Genomic DNA, 18,135 nt, shown 5'->3' on the forward strand with positions numbered 1-18,135 from the left:
GCATCAGGCATCGCCGCGAGCGAGGCGGTGCCTGCCAAAAACCTTCAACTCTTCGATTCAGGATTCATTATGTCTACTCAAGTGATTCTTCCCCGTGTCATGCAGGTTGGTGAAGGTGCGTCCGAACAGGTCCCCACTGTGCTGGCCAGCCTGGGGTGTAGCCGGCCACTGATCATCACCGACAAGATGATGGTGCAGCTGGGCTATGTGGAGCGTATCCAGCAATGTCTGGCCCAGCACAGCCTGACCGCGGACGTGTTCGATGACACCGTGCCCGAACCTACGGTCAGCTCGATCCAGAGCGGCGTGGCGCGGGTCCGCGAGGGCGATTACGACTGCATCATTGCCCTCGGCGGCGGTAGCCCCATCGACAGTGCCAAGGCCATCGGCATCCTGGGCAAATTCGGCGGCGAGATGCGCGACTACAAGTTTCCCCGCCTGGTCAATCAGGTTGGTCTGCCGATCATCGCGGTGCCGACCACCGCCGGCACCGGGTCCGAGGTGACCCGTTTCACCATCATCACCGACGAGACTAACGACGAGAAGATGCTGTGTGTCGGGATTGGCTTCATGCCGGTGGCGGCGCTGGTGGATTACAACCTGACCCTGAGCCTGCCCAAGCGGATCACCGCCGATACCGGTATCGATGCGCTGACCCACGCCATGGAGGCTTATGTCAGCCGTAAGGCCAACCCCTACAGCGACAGCCAGGCGCTGTCGGCCATGCGTCTGATCGGCCCGAACCTGCGGCGGGCCTATCACGACGGTGCCGATAAGGCGGCCCGCGAAGCCATGATGCTGGGCTCCACTCTGGCCGGCGTGGCGTTTTCCAACGCCTCGGTGGCGCTGGTGCACGGCATGAGCCGGCCCATCGGCGCCGCCTTCCACGTGCCCCACGGTCTGTCCAACGCCATGTTGCTGCCCAGCGTGACCGAGTTTTCGATTCCGGCGGCGGCGGACCGTTACGCTGACTGCGCCCGCGCCATCGGCGTGGCCAACCAGGCGGACAGCACCGAGGTGGCCAATCGCAAACTGCTGGACGAGTTGCACGCGCTGAATGACGAACTGGAGGTGCCGAGCCCGGAACTGTTCGGCATCGACCGCAGCGAATTCTTCGAGCTGATGCCGACGATGGCGGAACAGGCCTTGCAATCGGGTTCACCCGGCAACAACCCGCGGGTTCCCAGTGCCGAAGAAATCATCGGGATCTACCGCCAGCTGTGGTAATCCGAGTCGCAATGTCTCGATACACGACTAACGACCCACGACTAACAACAATCCGCCGTCCAAGACGCGCATTTTTAAACTGAGGAAATGAAGATGAACACAGTAGGGCACCTGATCAACGGCCAGCTCACCACCGAAGGCGAGCGGCGTCAGCCAGTCTACAATCCATCCACCGGAGAGGTATCCAGGGAGGTGGCATTGGCGTCCCGGGCCACCGTGGAAGACGCCATTGCGGCGGCCGAGGCGGCGTTCCCGGAATGGCGCGCGACGCCCCCCATCAAGCGCGCCCGGATCATGTTCCGCTTCAAGGAACTGCTGGAGCAGAACGCCGAGCGCATCAGCGCGATGATCGGTGAGGAACACGGCAAAATTCAACACGACGCCATGGGTGAACTCCAGCGCGGAATCGAGAACGTCGAGTACGCCTGCGGTGCTCCGGAACTGCTGAAAGGCGAGCACAGCCGCAACGTGGGCCCGAATATCGATGCCTGGAGCGAGTTCCAGCCACTGGGTGTGGTGGCAGGCATCACGCCATTCAACTTCCCGGCGATGGTGCCGTTGTGGATGTACCCGATGGCGCTGGTGTGCGGCAACTGTTTCGTGCTGAAGCCTTCCGAGCGGGACCCGAGTTCTACGCTGTTCATCGCCCAGCTGCTGCAGGAAGCCGGGTTGCCCGATGGGGTGATGAATGTGGTCAATGGCGACAAGGAAGCGGTGGATACCCTACTGGAAGATCCGCGCATTCAGGCGGTGAGCTTCGTAGGCTCCACCCCCATTGCCGAATACATCTATGGCAAGGCCAGTGCCAATGGCAAGCGTTGCCAGGCCCTCGGTGGCGCCAAGAACCACGCCATCGTGATGCCGGATGCCGACATGGACAACGCAGTTAACCAGCTCCTCGGCGCCGCCTTCGGCTCCTCCGGTGAGCGCTGCATGGCCCTGTCCGTGGCGGTGGCGGTGGGAGACGCCGCCGGCGACGCCCTGGTGGCGAAGATGAGCGAGGCGATGCAGTCGCTGAAAGTGGGTGCCTTCTGCGAACCCAGCAACGATTTCGGTCCGGTGATTACCCGTCAGCACCAGCAGAAGGTGGTGGGCTACATCGACAGCGCCGAGGACCAGGGCGCCACGGTGGTGGTGGACGGTCGCAACCCACAGGTGGCCGGTTATGAAGACGGCTTCTTCGTGGGCGGGACGCTGATCGACCACGTCACCCCGGACATGGTCAGCTATCGCGAAGAAATCTTCGGGCCGGTGCTGCAGGTGGTTCGGGTTGCCTCCATGGAAGCGGCCATGAAGCTGATCAATGACCACGAGTACGGCAACGGCACCTGCATCTTCACCCGCGACGGTGAGGCCGCCCGTTACTTCACCGACCACATCCAGGTGGGCATGGTGGGTATCAACGTGCCGCTGCCGGTGCCGGTGGCGTACCACAGCTTCGGTGGCTGGAAGCGTTCGCTGTTTGGTGACCTGCATGCCTACGGGCCGGACTCGGTGCGCTTCTACACCCGCCGCAAGGCCATCACCCAGCGTTGGCCTTCGGCCGGGGTGCGTGAGGGCGTGGAGTTCTCCATGCCGACCATGAAGTAACCGCATTCGCTTCCCGGACCAGAACGGGACAGCGCTCCTTCGGCGGCACCGGCTAGGTGCCGCCTTTTTTTTGTTCCGTCAGGGGCTCTTTTTACCCTGACATGGACGCGTTTTTCCTGGCGGGGCGCTTTCCCCAGCGAGGACCGTTTCAAAAACACGCTGGCGCTGTGCTTAGAGTTCAATGAAAATTGACTATGAATGCACAATCGGGTTGTCACCATGAAGAAGAAACTCCCTCCGCTCAACTGGCTGAGGTCCTTCGAGGCCACCGCGCGTCACCTGAACTTCACCCACGCCGCCGGTGAGCTGAACTTGACCCAGGCTGCCATCAGTCAGCAGGTGAAAGGGCTGGAGTCGCAACTGGGCATGACACTGTTCACCCGGCTGCCCAGGGGCCTGGAGCTGACCGATGCCGGCAAGGCCTACCTGCCGGTGGTGCATGAGTGCATTCGACGCCTGGCCACCGCCACCGACGAAATCTTCGGCCAGGGTAAGGCCCGCTTGCTGACGGTGCGATGCAACCTGGTGTTCTTAACCACCTGGCTGGCGCCCCGGTTGCACCGGTTTCGGGAGCGTTATCCGGAGATTGGCATTCGCTTCACCAGCAATATCTGGGTGGAGGACGATGTCAAGGAAGCCGATATGGAGATTCGCTACGGCAAGGGCACCTGGCCGGGACTGGAGGCGGACAGGCTGAGCTGGGACGAGCTTTTTCCCGTGTGCAGCCCGGTGCTGGCCGGAGACCGGCAGCCCCCAGGCTCGCCGGAGCAGCTTGGCGAATACACCATCCTTCATGTTATCGGCTACGAGGAAGGCTGGGGATACTGGCTGGACCAGGCCGGCTTCGGCAACGTCAAGTCGGGCCAGGAGCTGCAGTTCGATACCCTGATCTCCGCGCTGGAAGTTGCACGCCAGGGCGGTGGCATCGCGTTGGGGCGCACCTCGCTGGTGCAGGAGATGATGTGCAAAGGCGAGCTGATTGCGCCGTTCGGGTATTCCGTGGCCACCTCCGAAGCCTTCCACCTGGTGCGGCCGGCGTTCAAGTACATTCATCCGCACGCGGAGATTTTCCGCTCGTGGATCTTGGCGGAAGCCGAAAACGACAAGGCCCCCCAAGAGGCGTCTTGAGTTTGGTCATCCGAGTTGGCGGGGTGACCTGTTAGCTAATGGAGGCAACGGATGATCAGGGACTGAGCCGCTCCTCCGGTCAGTCCCCATCGGCGGGTCAGGGAGTGACGATATTGAACGAGCCATCCGGCTTGTCCAGCATACCGAAGAACCTGATCAAATCGAGTTTGCTGCCCTCAAAGCTTACGTCGTCGCTGAACAACAGCTCCTTCACCCCTGCCTCACCCACCAGGAGATCGATGAACAGCGGATGGGTGAGGTTGAGGGTTGCGTCCGCAGGGGTGTCGTTGGCGGTTGCCTGGTGGTGCAGCACCGAGTTGTTCAGGGTCAGCAGGTAACTCTCGCCAAGGTCGGTAAAGGTGATCTTCACCGTCAGCGATTCGCCGTCGGCTTCGTCAGCCATCAGCCGCACCGCCATGCTGTCAAAGAACAGCGACACGGGCGTATTGACCAGCACCTCTTTCATCACGGCCGGGCTGATGCCCTCAGCCGGTGCGCCATGGCGTAACTCGAAGGCGCCGGTGAGGTAGAAGTCACGCCAGGGCGCCGATTCGGCGAGGTAACCCAGTTGGTCGTACACCTTGGCCAGCAGGGCCTTGGCCTCGGCATTGTCCGGTTCTGCAAACACCACATGGTTCAGCAACTCGGCCAGCCACCGGTAGGTCTGTTTACCGTCGGCGGGCGTCATGTCGGCCGCGGCGGCAAAGTCGGCGTCGGCTCGTTGGAGAATCTGGCTGGCTCCGCCCATCATCTCCACGTAGCGGCGGGCGGCATCGCTTTCCGGCAATGGATTGAGTTTGGCGGGATTGGCGGTAAACCAGCCCATGTAATTCTGATACACCGCCTTGGCATTGTGACTCACCGTGCCGTAATAGCCCTGGTTATGAAAATCCTCATTCAGCGCGGCCGGTAATTCCAGTTGCTCGGCGATTTCATTGGGCGTGTGGCCCTGGTTGAGCAAGCGGACGCTCTGATCATGGATGAACTTGTAGGTGTCGCGCTGCTTGATCAGGAAATCCTGAATGCTGTCCTGTCCCCACAGCGGCCAGTGGTGGCTGGCGAAATAGACCTCGGCTTCGGCAAAGCGGATTCGGGCCTCGTCGATATACGCACTCCAGGCGCGGGCGTCGCGCACCTTGGCGCCGCGCAGGGTATAGAGATTGTGCAGGTTGCGGCTGACCAGTTCGGCGCCGCAGAAGGCCCGCTGCTCGGGTAGGTAGAAGGTGAACTCCGCCGGCGCTTCGGAACCGGAAACCATCTGGAACACCATAGGCACACCGTCAACGGTCAACTCGGACCCGGTCTCGTGGATCAGGTCGGTGGCTGCCTCGAAGCCGAAGCTGCCGAAAGCCGGTCCTTTGCCCAGGCCGGTACCGACATGGCCGCGCTCGTCGCGACCAAGGCGCTTGCCGTACATGTACATGGCACGGCGGGTCATGGCGGGGCCCGCGATGATGTTTTCGCTGGTGGCTTCTTCTTCAAACCCTGCGGGCGCGATGATTCGCAGGTTTTGGCGCTCTTCCTCCGACAGGTGTTGGAGCACGCCTTGCACACCGCCAAAGTGGTCGATGTGGCTGTGGGTGAAGACGATGGCGTGCACCGGCTTCTTGCCCAGATGCTGCTGGGCGAAGAGGAAGGCCCGGCTGGCGGTTTCCCGCGAGGTCAGCGGGTCTACAAGAATCCAGCCACTGTCGCCCTCGATGATGGACATATTGGCCAGGTCGTAGCCACGGAGCTGATAGAGTCCATCGGTGACTTCAAACAGGCCGTGAATGTTGTTGAGGGCGGCCTGGCGCCAGAGACTCGGGTTAACCGAGGCTGGCGCATCGACACCTTCGGCATTGATGAAATCATAAGCGCCCATATCCCAGATGGTGTCGCCGTTCTGGTGCTGGATGACCAGGCTCGGTTCCTGGGCGATTAGCCCCCTCCGGGCATGGCTGAAATCCTCGCGGTTGCCGAACGGCCGCTGCTCGAGGACCTGCCCATTGGCGTTGGCGGTCGTGGTTGTGGCCGGGGTATGGCCAAGGGCATTGGCATCGACCTCCAGGGCTGGCCGCGAGTCGCAACCAGCCAGGCTCAGGGCCGCTGGCAGAAGCACTGCGATTAGCAGGGTGCGACAGTTGATTCTGGGGTACATTTTTGGGTGCATGGCAGACCTTTGTTGTTAGAGAACCTCACGGTCAGTGTACGGGGGCTGGCCAAGACGGCTTGTCTTTTGCGGACATTCGTCGGTCATGAGTGGTCCCGGCGACGCTCAAGCTTGGCGGGAGCGTGTGCGAAACTCGGAAGGACTCTTGCCGGCGTGGCGGGCAAAGGCACGGGAAAAGTTGCTGGTGTCGGAGAAACCGATGCTCAGGGCAATGTCGGTCACGCTCATATCACTGTGGCTCAAGTAGTGTTCCGCCACTTCCATCCGGCACTGCTGAACCAGCTCCCGGTAGGTGCGACCTTCCTGCCGCAGGTGCCGACGCAGGCTGCGTTCGGTCAGGTTGAGGCGTTCGGCAATCCGCTGGATCTTGGGCTCGCCCTGTTGCAATTGTGCTGCCACCAATTGCTTCACGCGATGGCTGAATGGGGTCGCCTGCAAGGCATCCACATAGCTTTTCACCACGGATTCGTTGAATGCGGCGAGCTGGGGATCACCCATGACCGATGGGCTGTTCAGTTGCGCCCGGTTTAGCCAGAGCGCATTGCGTTCGGCGCCAAACCTCACCGGTGCCTTGAAAAACCGCTCCCAGGGCGCAGTGGATTCAGGGTGTGATCGCATCAGTTCGACCGAGCTCAAGACCGGTTGCTCCGCGCCAAGTTGTTCGGCAAACAGGGCGAGGGTCGCCAGAAAACTGTCGATGGCCATGGCGCTGATGGTGACGCCTTCGATAGGCGCGATGCAGAAGCCAAGACAGGACGGGGTTTGCTCGATTCGGGTGGTGGCCGAGTTGCTCACCAGTGCGGAATAGTGACTCAGTTTCAGGAGTGCCTGCTCCAGGTTGCCGGTGGTATGCAGCAGCAAACCCAGGGCTCGGAAATGCATGGGCTGGACATATCGCGCCACCGTCAGGCCGAATGCCTCATCATCGGTGACCGCCAACACCTGATTCCAGAACTCGGTCATCAGCCGAATATCCACCCGGCCGTCGGGATGGGCGGTCAGCTCCCCGCGGTTCAGTCCCACTTGGGCCAGTATGGGGTCGGCGGGAATGCCCCTGGCCGCCAGCGCCCGACAGATGGCCAGCGGCCAGGCGGCAAGTGTGGTGTGATCGGCGTTGGAGGTCATGGCGCTGGATTTGGCCTGTGGGGTGGCTCCGCATTATCTCCAGTCATGCGAAATAAAACGTTGATGACTGCAAGGGAGTCAGCCATTAACTCGCCAGTTTCGCTGTGAGTTCGCAATAATCTCTTTAGCTCCCGATCCAGCATGGCAACAACATGACGCTCGGCCAATCGTACCCGTGCCTGAAGATCCGCTGACGGGGTATGCCATGGCACCCGAAAAACAAGCGCCTGATTTGGCAGCGGGCGCCGGTGGCCGTCAAGATTTGGTCCGGGCAATGGGATTGGCGACTGAAACAGCCATTGTATCTCCCAATCGTCAAGGCCAGGAACTTTTTTCCAGATCGATAGCGTGCCCACCCGCACCGAGACGGCAGCCGCTGTTGCTTCAGCCTGGGTATAGCAACTCTCGCCCTGCGAGGTGTGTGCAGGGGTTGTCTTTGTTAAATGGTCGCTCAAGGAACAGTCTCACCGGTCAGGTGCTCCGGATGGTTTCTTGTAGCCATTTCAGTTGATGGCAGCGCCATAAGCCACGGTCCAGAGAGGCGGATTCACAGGCTGAAGCCGAAGCCCCTTTTACCATTTTAATTTGATGGAAAATGGGAACTTGCCCAATATCTCGCCCGCGATATCTACCTTCGATGCATCAAGCAGACTTATTTTCAGCACCAAGCCTTTGTTCGAATCCTCACTGACCAACACTTCGCTCACCCCAACACCCGCTTCGTTCAGCTCATCCAATATGGCGTGCTCTATTTCTATCCGTTTGAGTGCGGGCTTGAAGATTTTCCCTACGCCGGTTAGGGGCATTTCATTGACGATGCGAATGCCCTTAGGCCGTGCCGCACGTTCCGCAATGTTCTGCTCGGCGAAGGCCAGGAGTTCTCTCTCGGTGACGGCGGCGCCGCTTTTCAACTGCACGTAAGCTACAGGAACCTCTCCGGCGTAGGCATCCGGGCGACCAACAGCCGCCGCAGTCTGGACTGCGGGGTGGCGGTGCAGTGGTTCCTCAATGATTAATGGGTCAATGTTATGGCCGCCTCGGATGATCAACTCCTTCTTACGGCCTGTGAGATAAAAGAATCCGTCCGAATCCTGCCAGCCAAGATCACCCGTATTAAGCCACTTTTCTCCATCACCCAAGTCCAGCCAAATACCCTTGTTATGCTCCTGGACTTTATAGCCGGCAAAGACATTGGGGCCATTCAGGGCGATTACACCAACCTCGCCAACACCGCAGATTCGGTTGAAGCCACCGTCATCATCGAGCTCCACTACCCGCATGTTCTGGAACGGTAAGCGGAGTCCGATAGAGCCGGTCTTTGTTTCCCCCAATGGTGGGTTGGTCGTGCTGGCACATGTCCCTTCCGTCAGACCGTAGCCTTCCAGAATTTTCAGCCCGGTCCTTTCCTGAAAACTGCGCAGCACCTCTCGAGGCATAGGCGCTGCCCCGCAAAGGGCGTATTCGAGGGAACTGACATCGTGATCTTCAATGGGAACCTGAAGCAGTGACGCAAAGAGCGTGGGGACACCGCTGAAGAAATTGATCCGATGCTGATCGACAATCTCCCAGAATCGCTCAATGATACCTTCCGCCCTATAGCCTTGGGGGGTTGCCAGCAGCACATGCGCACCCTTCGAAAAGGGTACGAGGCCGGTAACCAGTACGCCGTTGACGTGAAACAGTGGAAGGCCGCACAGCACGGTTTTGCCTTGACCAAAGTTGTCAGCCTGGAAGCGGGCAGCGCTCCACGCATTGAACACCTCGTTTCGGTGGCGGCGCATGGCGATCTTCGGGGTGCCTGTTGTTCCCCCGGTACAAAAATAGGAAGAGAAGTCCTCCGGCTCGATCGAGCGTCCGCTTACCAAGTGTCTAGAGGGTTGGGCGCTGGTGGCCTTATTGAAGTCATGGAGCTGAATGGATGGCGGTAACGAGCGATGCAGCCCGCCGGGTGCATGCAGTCTGCACGACTCCGCCCACTGAACGATTCTGGCCACAAGTTTGCCTGGAGCTTTGACGCGATCCGCCATATTCACCAGGACCAGGTGCTCTATTCCCAGAGTCAGCGGTAACACCTGATGAATCTTTTGCCATAGGTCGACGCCTGGAAACGGTGCCAGTGTGACGAGTACACGAGCCCCAGTGGCATTGAGCAGTTCGGCAATTGCCGACGGCTCCAACAAGGGGTTGATGGCAGCTACGATTCCGGCGGCCTGGCCACCCCAGATGGTGAAATGCGTTTCTGGTAGATTGGGTAACACATAGGCCACGACATCGTCTTTTCCCACACCCAGGGAATGGAATAGGTTAGCGGCTTGGGTTACCTGGGCCAGAAATTCGGCATAGCTCCACACTTCCGGACGTTTGTGCCCTTTAACACTCAGAAAGAACGATAAGGCGGGCGCGGTAGGGTCAAGTTCTGCGCCTCGCCTAAGCATGTCATAGGTGCTGTTGGGCAGATCGCTGGGGACACCGGTTGCCTCAATGGCTTCTACGTCGGCAATTGAGCCGACGCCACGGATGATCTCGTTGTTACGTGCTTCCACCACTATCAATACCCTGTATGCGAGCGACCTGGAACTTTTATGTCGCTGGTAGCGAATCAGGCCACCACTGGCAAGCGTGTTTGGCCGGTTGATGACTCCGTGGGTAGCATAGCGAAGCAAGGGGGGGCTCAGCAGTGTAGCGATAAGGACCTTTAATGCACAATTTCGGCCGTGATGAGTTTGGTGAAACTGTACACAGACACTAATTACGGTTTGGTTAACGGGTCTTATCCAGCTAAAAAGGACGGCTGTAGAAGCTTGGCGCGATTTGCATTGCGACTGTTCGCAAGGACCAGGGATTCCTGAAACACCTTGTCTTGATTGGGAATGGCCCTTGAGGCACCAGTGGTGCTCTGGAGTATTTCGGAGGTTCCCTGGGGGCCTCAGTTCTGTATGCTCTTCCGATATTGCCCCGGCGTTACCCCGGCCATTTTCCGGAACCAGCGGATAAAGGACTGACTTTCGGAAAATTTGAGCCGAAAGGCCACGGCTTCAATGCTGTCACTGCCATTGGCGAGGTAAAGGCGGGCCAGCTCAAGGCGAAGCTCATTGACGAGTTGTTGATAACTGAAGTTTTCCCGGCGCAGTTGGCGATGTAAATGTCGGCTGCTGATTCCAAGCGCTGACGCTAACGAATCCTTTGATGCATCACCCTGCCTAAGCAGGGCGCGCAGTTGTGTTCGCGCACGGTTGATAAAGGTGTCAGCCTGGCTTTGCTGCTCTATCAATATTCGGGCATGGCTCTCAAGCACACCCTGTAACTCGGAGTCGGGGTGAGATAAGGGTCGTTTCAGAGCGTCGATGGGCAGGGCCAGGGCCGACTCTCGCTGACTGAAATGAACTGGGCATCCGAATATTCGCTGGTACTCCGTCAGCAAACCAGGATCGCTCGGAGGCCCGTGCTGAAAGTGAACAGCGAGTAAGGGCGGCGGCAGTTGTTGCAACATGCCTAAATGAATAGAGAGCCAGCAGCCCATGATGTACTCGGTTGCCTGCCTCCTGAACAGAGGGTTGTCGCTAAGGCAATCCCAGCACCACAGCACAGAGCCGGGTCCGTAGGAAAGGCTGGTCAGACCGAAATCCCCCACCAAACGCTCATAGCGCATTGTCATGTCGATAATTTCTCGCAGCGTGCCACAGGCCAGTCGCAAATGACCGACCACGCCGAAGTCTGTGGCATCCGCCTGCTCGGACATATGCAAGCCGAGCAATGGGTCCTGACTGGTAGCTGTCGCAGCGCAGACCAGGTGTTCCAGCGTAGCAACAGGAACCCGTCCATTGGGGTCGGCAAGCGACTCCAGGTTCAAATGGGCGGTGTCCATAATCTGGTCGATGGCAAGACCACTGGCTACAGCACTGGCAATCAAGTGGCGCACCAAGCCCGCTCGAACGGTGCGACTGTTTTCAGTGCTTTCGTCGTAACTGCTTTCCATCACACTAGTAACTTTGCATATGTGTTTGGTGTTGTAAGTGCGGCTGCCATGCCCTGAACTCTTCGTAAATCGTGATCCTGACCTGATCGTGAGAACGCATTGGGGCCTTCGCAAGCAACATCTCGACTAAAGAATAGCCTATCAGGTGATCATTCTACTGGGGGGTGGTGGTCAGTTTTACGCGGTAGTTCTCGCCTTGTTCAGAGTCAACCACGAGCAACGAAGCGGATCGAGGGCGGGACTCCGGCTCTATCCCAGTCGGGTCGAGCCAGAGTCCGTATCAGTTCTGTATTGCAGCGTGTCGGCCCCAACTCGGCCACATTAGCGGGACCTAGCCAGCACCTACTGCGCCTGCGGGGCCATAGTGACCTACAAATTTCCGGAATGAAACACGCAAGGAGCTTGGTAGTTTCCTTCGTCATCCAACGCTTCCAGAATCAGTCCTGTGACTCGTGGGCTGGTGCTCATGGTAACGTGGGTGCTGAAGTCAAGATAGCAGCCCTCTTGCAGGGTGACGTTTTCCACCGTGGCACCGAGTCCGGCCGTCAGGAAGGTGGTTTCTCTGGGGGTAATGACGTAATCGTACAAGCTGGAGATGGAGACGTAGTGCACGCCGGGGACGGTCTCGCCATCGGCATTGAGTGTTTCGACAAACTCCGATCCGTGCAATTGCTGCTCCTGGGCCGGTGAGTTTTCGGCAAAAAAGCCGGTCAGGTCTTCGAAGGCACGCAAGAAATAACCGAGACCGCTGGCGGTGGAGCCATGGTGGGGAGCGCCGAAGGTAATCAGACTATGTACCTTGTTTAAACTGGGGTTCTCCGGATTGGCACCGCCTTCGAACTTCAAGTAATGGCGAGGCATCAAGCCGCCCTGAGAGTGGCCCACCATATCCACCTGAGTCGCGTTGGTGGCCGCCAGGATCTGATCGACGAAGTCGGACAGCTCCTTGGCGCCATCACGCATATCCGCCAGGCCCATGACGCCGGGGTAGTTCAGGGTGGCCTCTGGGTCTTGGCCGTAATTGAGTGCATACACACAGTAACCGGCGTCTGCCAGGCGCGGCGCGATGTAATGCCAGTTATTGTAGCGATTGGCGAGCGTGCCGTGGACCAAGACCACCGGGCGTGGACGCTGTGCGCTGGGCTGGCAGCTCCAATCATTGGCACCCGGTGTGTTGGCGTAAGGTTCTGCCAGGGAGTACAACACCGCTGCGGGCCAGGTCTTAAAGGAGGGACCGCTGGTTTCGTTGTCCTGGGCGCTACTGGTTTGCACAAAGCTACACGCGATCAAGCACGTTGCCGCGAAGGCCCGGGGCAGAATGCTGGTTGTGAATGAAGTCATTATAGTTGTTCTCCTGTGCTCACTTTTTGTTGTTTTGTCTAGGGAGCCTCTGAATAACTCCGTATCGTCTCTGCGCGCTCTGACGGCTGTAGCTGCCAGGCGCGGTTTGTCGCCAATGGTCCTAGCCCTTGGCAAGAGCCTTCCCTGGGGTTGCTGCTTCTGGGAACCGGTCATGCACTGTCTCGTTCAAATCAGTCATTGATGTCGGCAAAGTCTTTGCCCCAGAACAGATCCCAAGTCGTCGCCTTCATGGCGTTGTAGGCCTGTTGGGCAACGTCGAAGCCCAGTTCCATAAATCCGTCCCAGGCACTTTGGCCGTTGCACCAGAATATTGAACAGCCTTCGACGCTGTCCGAACCAATCCCAAAGGTCATCTCAAACAGGTGCCAGTTGGCCACGTCCAGGTCGAACTTGGTGATGTCAAACTGCGATGGTCCCTCAGGGTAGGTGTAAGGGCCTGGGTCGGTGTTCTGAGGCATATCCGCTACTGATGCGGTTACCAGGCGTACGAACTCCTTGTAGTCGACGCCCTCCACCGTGGACAAGCCACCGCCCGGCAGGCCATTGCGTACGATCACCAGGTGACGGCTGGGCACGACCACAATCATTTGTCCACCCGCGCCAAGCGCGCCATAGGCATCACGCGGGGTGCCCGGAAAAATGGGGTGATCCACCGGTACTGGACGACCGATATTGGAGGCCTTGTGAGTATCGCCCTCGTTCAGCCAGAGCAGGAAACCATAGCCCGGGTTGGCTTCGGTGCCAGTGAGGGCTTGGCGCATAAAGTCCTCATCGATCAACTGCTGGTCCCCCCAGCGTCCCAGGTAGAGCATCAGGTGCCCCAGTCGTGCGCTGTCCACCGGCCGTACTGCCAGCCCGCCAGACACAATGGTGTCGCCGCTATGGGTACGCAGCCCGACCCAGTGGTCACGGGGAATATCGAGTGGTGCGAACAGCTGCTGTTGGGTAAAGTCCTGGAAATCCTGCCCAGTGGTTGCCTCGATAATTCGTGACAATACCGCCAGGGCGCTCTGTCCATACATAAACTCGCTGCCAGGCTCGTACCAGAACGGTTGCTGCAGGGTGTACTGCACCGGATCGTTCAGGATCACCGCCGCTTCATCGACGATCGACACCCGCAGGCCGGAAACCTGATTGAGCAGTTGGCGGATGGTGATCACGCCGTGCTCGGCGCCCGCTTGTGGGAGATGCAAGGAAATTGGGTCGTCGAGGCCAAAATGGCCCAGTGTGACCGCGCGCCCAACTGCCAGCGCCAAAATCCCTTTTGAGGTGCTGGCCAGGGGATGCGGGACCGCATAGGCCGGTGCGTCCCATTGGTTCCTTCCGGCAAGACAGCCATAGCGGTAGACCCGGATCGCGGTACTACCGAGCTCGTTGCCAAAGGCAATGGCCTCATCCAGTTTTTCTGCATTGAAGCCCAGGGTTTCGGCAGCGACTGGCGCAAACAACTCCTCGTTCTTTGGTAGCTGACAATTGGGTATGTGATCGGGAATTTCTGACGGCAGAGCGGTCGCAATGCCTACATTGGCGCTCAAAAGTAAAATGGGCGCGATTAGTTTAGATGCCAAGTTAAACACGGTGTTGTTCCTCGCTTTTTCTATTTGTTTGTTATTTTGTGAGCTGAGGTTTTATTTTTCCTTGTTGTTCTTTGTTTTGATTTATTTTTATATGTTTTTAGTTGGTTGTTGTTTTAATTGGTCTTCCGGTTGGTGAATTAAGGCCTTATATGTTCTGAGCTGTCTTCAAGTCTAACCTAGGCGGTACATGGAGGAAGTAACCTATAGTGGCCATGCAGACAAACAAATCGGGCCGCGCATTGGCTGATGATTTATGCACTGGGAGAAAGTCCCCAAGGTTGGAGATAATGCCGCCCTCGGCAGCAGCCTTGCCATTCGCCGATTTCGAAAGCTGAAGAACGGTGAATTTGCACTAAGCTAATAGGCATCGCGACGCCTTGCATTCAGGGTGGGATGTCCACGTGTCAGTTTTAACGCCCGAGCCCAATGACCAACCTCATCTGCTGCTCGCCTGCTCCGAGTGCGACCTGGTGTCTGCCGTGGTATGTGATCAGGATGACCAGTGGCATGCCTGCCCGCGTTGCCATCACCCGCTGCTGCGCCCGGCACGCAGCGATCAGGCCACGCCGGCGCTGGCATTTACCGCGTTGATTTTATTGCTGCTGTCGCTGGCGTTTCCTTACCTCGGGTTCGAGAAGAGCGGCGTCGAACGCACCGTGACCGTTGCCGGGGCCGCCAATGAGTTGGCGCTGCACCAGCATCCGCTGCTGTCGGCGATTGTCCTTGCCACCATCGTGGTGATTCCTGCGCTGTACCTGATAGCGGTTTGCTGGATTCATCTGAGCCTGATGCAGGCTTGGCGCCTGCCGGGCGCGTTGTTCCTGGCCCGCTGGCTACCCAGATTGCAGCCGTGGATGATGGCCGATGTGTTCGCCATCGCCGCCCTGGTCAGCTTGATCAAAATCATCGGGATGGCGCACATCCAGTTGTTGTCGGCATTCTGGACCTTTGCCGGCTACGCGCTGCTGCTGTTGGTCACCGTGACACGCATGAATACCATCGCCCTGTGGCAGCGTCTGCTGGGGACCCTCCGGCAACCCGCAAGGTCCCGACCGGGACTGACCGCCCTGAAACAACGGCTGATCGGATGTGCCTGGTGTGGTCAGCTGCAACCGCTTGGGCACCATCATTGCCAGCGTTGTAACAGTGCGTTGCACGATCGCCATCCTTTTTCCCTGCAACGGGTCTGGGCGCTGTTGGTGACGGCGCTGCTGTGCTGTTTTCCCGCACACCTGTATCCAATCATGGTCACCTCCAGCCTCGGGCAATCCGACCCGGCCACCATCATTGGGGGGGTGCTGTTGTTTGTCGACCATGGCGACTGGCCCATTGCCCTGATCATTTTTGCGGCCAGCGTCTTGATTCCCTTCGGCAAGATTCTCGCCATCGGTTGGCTTTGCCTGGCTACCCGTCGGCGCCGGGTTCTGGATATGGCGGGCCAGATGAAACTGTACCGGATCACCGAGTGGGTCGGGCGCTGGTCGATGATCGACGTGTTCGTGGTGGCGATCATCGTGGGCCTGTTCCAGCTAGGCAACATCCTGACCATCACACCCGGGTTTGGTGGCCTGGCCTTCTCGGGGGTGGTGATTTTCACCATGCTGGCGGCGCATCAGTTTGATCCGCGCCTGATCTGGGACCAACAGCAAAGGCTGGCCCACGTCGGCCAGCGGATGGAGGAGCTGAAGTGAGCGAGTCAGCGGACAGCGGCCATCGGCCCAGGCTGTCGGCGGTCTGGGTCATCCCGTTGTTGGCCGCGCTGATTGGCGCCTGGTTGGTGTACAGCCATGTGACCAGCCAGGGGCCGGTGATCACCCTGAAACTGGCGGATGCGGAGGGGATCAGCGCCGGCAAAACCGCGGTGAGAACCCGCAACGTTCAGGTGGGGGTGGTCAAGCAGGTGTCGTTGTCGGAGGATCTCAGCCATACCCTGCTGACGGTGCAGATGCAGGCGGGTACCGGTCGCATGTTGCAGACCGACACCCAGTTCTGGGTGGTCAAACCCCGGGTTGGGCGGGAGGGGATCAGCGGATTGAATACCGTGCTGTCCGGGGCCTACATTCAATTGGTGCCGGGGGAGTCTGGAGTGTCGGCGGCGAGCTATACCGTCAACGATTCCTCGCCGCCGGAGGAGACTGGCGACGGTCTGTTCCTGCAACTGGTGAGCGAGGCCGGTAGCGCCGTCGATACCGGCGATCCGGTCAATTTCCGCAGCCTGCGGGTCGGCCGGGTGGTGGCGACGGAGTTTGATCCCGGGAAAAAGGTGTTTCGCCATCGCCTGTTCATTGAAAAGCCTTACGATGTCCTGGTGACCCGAGGCAGTCGTTTTTGGGAAGTGAGCGGTGTCAGCTTCAAGCTCGGCGCCCAGGGCTTTGAAGCCAAGTTGGGTTCGCTGGAAACCGTGTTGGGTGGCGGGGTTGCCTTCGCGGTGCCCGATCCGAACATCAGCGTTGGCGAGCCGGTCCAGGATGGTGACGAGTTCGTGCTCTACAAGGATCAGGAAGCAGCGCGCCGGGCCATTTATTCGCTGACCTTGGACTACGTTTTGTTGATCGACGGCAGTGTTCGCGGGCTAAGGGCCGGGGCTCCGGTGGAATATCGCGGCGTGCGGGTTGGGACCGTAGAGCGAGTGGCATGGGGCTTCGGCTTTGAGGGACCGAAATCCATGCGACAGGACCCGGTGCCGGTGTTGATTCGCCTGGAGCCGGAGCGAATTGCCCAGAAAACCGAGGTCGCCATGGTCCAGTGGGAACAGGAAGTGACGGAAATGATCAACGGTGGCCTGAGAGCCAGCCTGCAACCAGCCAACTTGTTGACCGGGGCGCTGTTTGTGGACCTGGCCTTTCATGGCAATGACGATGGCGCGGTATCGGCGGTCAGCTACCGGTCGGTGCCGGTGTTTCCCAGTGTTGATCATGACGGTATCCAGAAGATTGAAGAGCAGGTGAGCCAGTTGCTAAGGACCTGGAACCAGCTGCCCTTCGAGGCCATGGCCGATCGGCTGAACAATAGCCTGGATCGCATGGCCAGCGCCAGCGAGCGGCTGGAAAGGATACTCAGCAATCCTGCTATCGTACAACTGCCCCAGGAGGCGGTGAACACCATGAATGCGCTACAGGAGGCATTACAAGGCTGGCGCGCGGATGGCGAGGGCGATGCCTATCAGCAGGTGCAAACGGCCCTGGGCAAGCTCAATCGCCTGCTGGACGACGCCGCGCCGGTGATCGACACGCTGAATGAGCGACCTAATGCCTTGATCTTTCAAGGCCGCCCCACGCCGGACCCACAACCCAGGGCAACTCGATGATGAACTTGAAGCACCTATTCGTGGTGTGCTCGCTGGCGATTCTGCTGGCCGCCTGCGCCTCCGCGCCGTCCCCGCCACCACCGGGTTACCTGCTGCCCAGTGCTGCCATGTCGGGGCACGGTGCCATGGCAGTTCAGGTCCGTCTGGCGGGCTATCTTGAGCAGGGCGGCCTCGTGCTGCAGCTGAGCAAGAGCGAACTGCATAGTGCCCGCCAGCATCGCTGGGCGGAATCCTTGGCGCAGCAACTGCAGCGCGGGCTTCATGCCCACCTCGGTGAGCAGGCAGGGACAGAGAAAGGACAGCTCCTGGTCCGGCTCAGCCAGTTTCATGGCGTCCGGGACGCGCAGGGTGATCGGGCGGTGATTCGTGGCGCCTGGCAGTTCCAGGCCGCGGATGGCCCCCCCAGGCAGGGAACCATCGACTGGCACGAACCCATAGCCACGGACGGTTATGCGGCATTGGTGGAATCCCTCGATCTGGGGTGGCGGGACGTGGCGAGGCAGATTGCCTCAGCGCTGCAGTAGGGCGACGCGCTCGCCCTGCTCACCCCGCTCTCTTGTCCACAGAAACTGTGGGTAACTTTGTGTGCAACCTTCGGAGAACCCAGGGGAAGCCTTGTGGGGCAAGGCTTCGGGGTTGGTGGCTTTTAATTGATCGAGCCTCGCGTGGCTGTCGATAAATTGATCGAAGG

Annotated in this window: 12 protein-coding genes; 6 read left to right on the plus strand and 6 right to left on the minus strand. The window is 59.3% G+C overall.

The genetic code is table 11. The features are described from left to right. Positions 1-69: 69 nt before the first annotated feature. The 3 genes from N6L25_RS02670 (at position 70) to N6L25_RS02680 (ending at position 3,945) form a co-directional block, all read left to right on the plus strand. Positions 70-1,227 carry an iron-containing alcohol dehydrogenase gene (locus N6L25_RS02670; protein WP_271977560.1) on the plus strand — a complete coding sequence of 386 codons (1,158 nt, stop codon included), beginning with the start codon at positions 70-72 and terminating at the stop codon, positions 1,225-1,227. A gap of 93 nt (positions 1,228-1,320) precedes the next feature. Then, complete coding sequence (locus tag N6L25_RS02675; RefSeq protein ID WP_271977562.1) at positions 1,321-2,817, plus strand: CoA-acylating methylmalonate-semialdehyde dehydrogenase; 1,497 nt, start codon at positions 1,321-1,323, stop codon at positions 2,815-2,817. A gap of 219 nt (positions 2,818-3,036) precedes the next feature. Continuing rightward, positions 3,037-3,945 (plus strand): LysR substrate-binding domain-containing protein, encoded by a 909-nt coding sequence (locus N6L25_RS02680; RefSeq protein ID WP_271977564.1) that lies wholly within the window; start codon positions 3,037-3,039, stop codon positions 3,943-3,945. A 97-nt stretch (positions 3,946-4,042) separates the two neighbouring features. Here N6L25_RS02680 and N6L25_RS02685 read toward each other — a convergent pair whose 3' ends face one another. From N6L25_RS02685 to N6L25_RS02710, 6 genes are all read right to left on the minus strand, one after another. Then, entirely contained in the window at positions 4,043-6,097 is a 2,055-nt protein-coding gene (locus N6L25_RS02685; RefSeq protein ID WP_271977566.1) for an alkyl/aryl-sulfatase, read from the minus strand. Positions 6,098-6,202: 105 nt separating this feature from the next. Continuing rightward, positions 6,203-7,222 carry an AraC family transcriptional regulator gene (locus tag N6L25_RS02690; protein ID WP_271977568.1) on the minus strand — a complete coding sequence of 340 codons (1,020 nt, stop codon included), beginning with the start codon at positions 7,220-7,222 and terminating at the stop codon, positions 6,203-6,205. A 572-nt stretch (positions 7,223-7,794) separates the two neighbouring features. Then, the gene (locus N6L25_RS02695) at positions 7,795-9,765 is read right to left on the minus strand and encodes an acyl-CoA synthetase (RefSeq protein ID WP_271977570.1); all 1,971 of its coding nucleotides are present in this window, start codon (positions 9,763-9,765) and stop codon (positions 7,795-7,797) included. Positions 9,766-10,148: 383 nt separating this feature from the next. Next, complete coding sequence (locus tag N6L25_RS02700; protein ID WP_271977572.1) at positions 10,149-11,198, minus strand: AraC family transcriptional regulator; 1,050 nt, start codon at positions 11,196-11,198, stop codon at positions 10,149-10,151. 369 nt (positions 11,199-11,567) lie between these two features. Further along, positions 11,568-12,539 carry an esterase/lipase family protein gene (locus N6L25_RS02705; RefSeq protein ID WP_271977574.1) on the minus strand — a complete coding sequence of 324 codons (972 nt, stop codon included), beginning with the start codon at positions 12,537-12,539 and terminating at the stop codon, positions 11,568-11,570. 191 nt (positions 12,540-12,730) lie between these two features. Further along, positions 12,731-14,008, minus strand: a complete 1,278-nt coding sequence (locus N6L25_RS02710) for a serine hydrolase domain-containing protein (protein ID WP_271977577.1) — start codon at positions 14,006-14,008, stop codon at positions 12,731-12,733. A gap of 530 nt (positions 14,009-14,538) precedes the next feature. Between N6L25_RS02710 and N6L25_RS02715 the strand changes: the two genes are divergently transcribed. From N6L25_RS02715 to N6L25_RS02725, 3 genes are read left to right on the plus strand one after another with little or no spacing between them, the layout of a single operon-like run. Further along, positions 14,539-15,828: a paraquat-inducible protein A gene (locus N6L25_RS02715; RefSeq protein ID WP_271977579.1), complete on the plus strand. Its 1,290-nt coding sequence runs from the start codon at positions 14,539-14,541 to the stop codon at positions 15,826-15,828. Continuing rightward, positions 15,825-17,444, plus strand: coding sequence for an intermembrane transport protein PqiB (gene pqiB / locus N6L25_RS02720; protein WP_271977581.1), 1,620 nt, complete (start codon positions 15,825-15,827; stop codon positions 17,442-17,444). The genes N6L25_RS02715 and pqiB overlap by 4 nt, the downstream gene beginning before the upstream one ends. Next, positions 17,441-17,968: a PqiC family protein gene (locus N6L25_RS02725; RefSeq protein ID WP_271977583.1), complete on the plus strand. Its 528-nt coding sequence runs from the start codon at positions 17,441-17,443 to the stop codon at positions 17,966-17,968. The genes pqiB and N6L25_RS02725 overlap by 4 nt, the downstream gene beginning before the upstream one ends. Positions 17,969-18,135: the final 167 nt, after the last annotated feature.

This window comes from Marinobacter sp. SS21 (genome assembly GCF_028369065.1).
In the GTDB taxonomy this organism is placed as follows: Bacteria; Pseudomonadota; Gammaproteobacteria; order Pseudomonadales; family Oleiphilaceae; genus Marinobacter.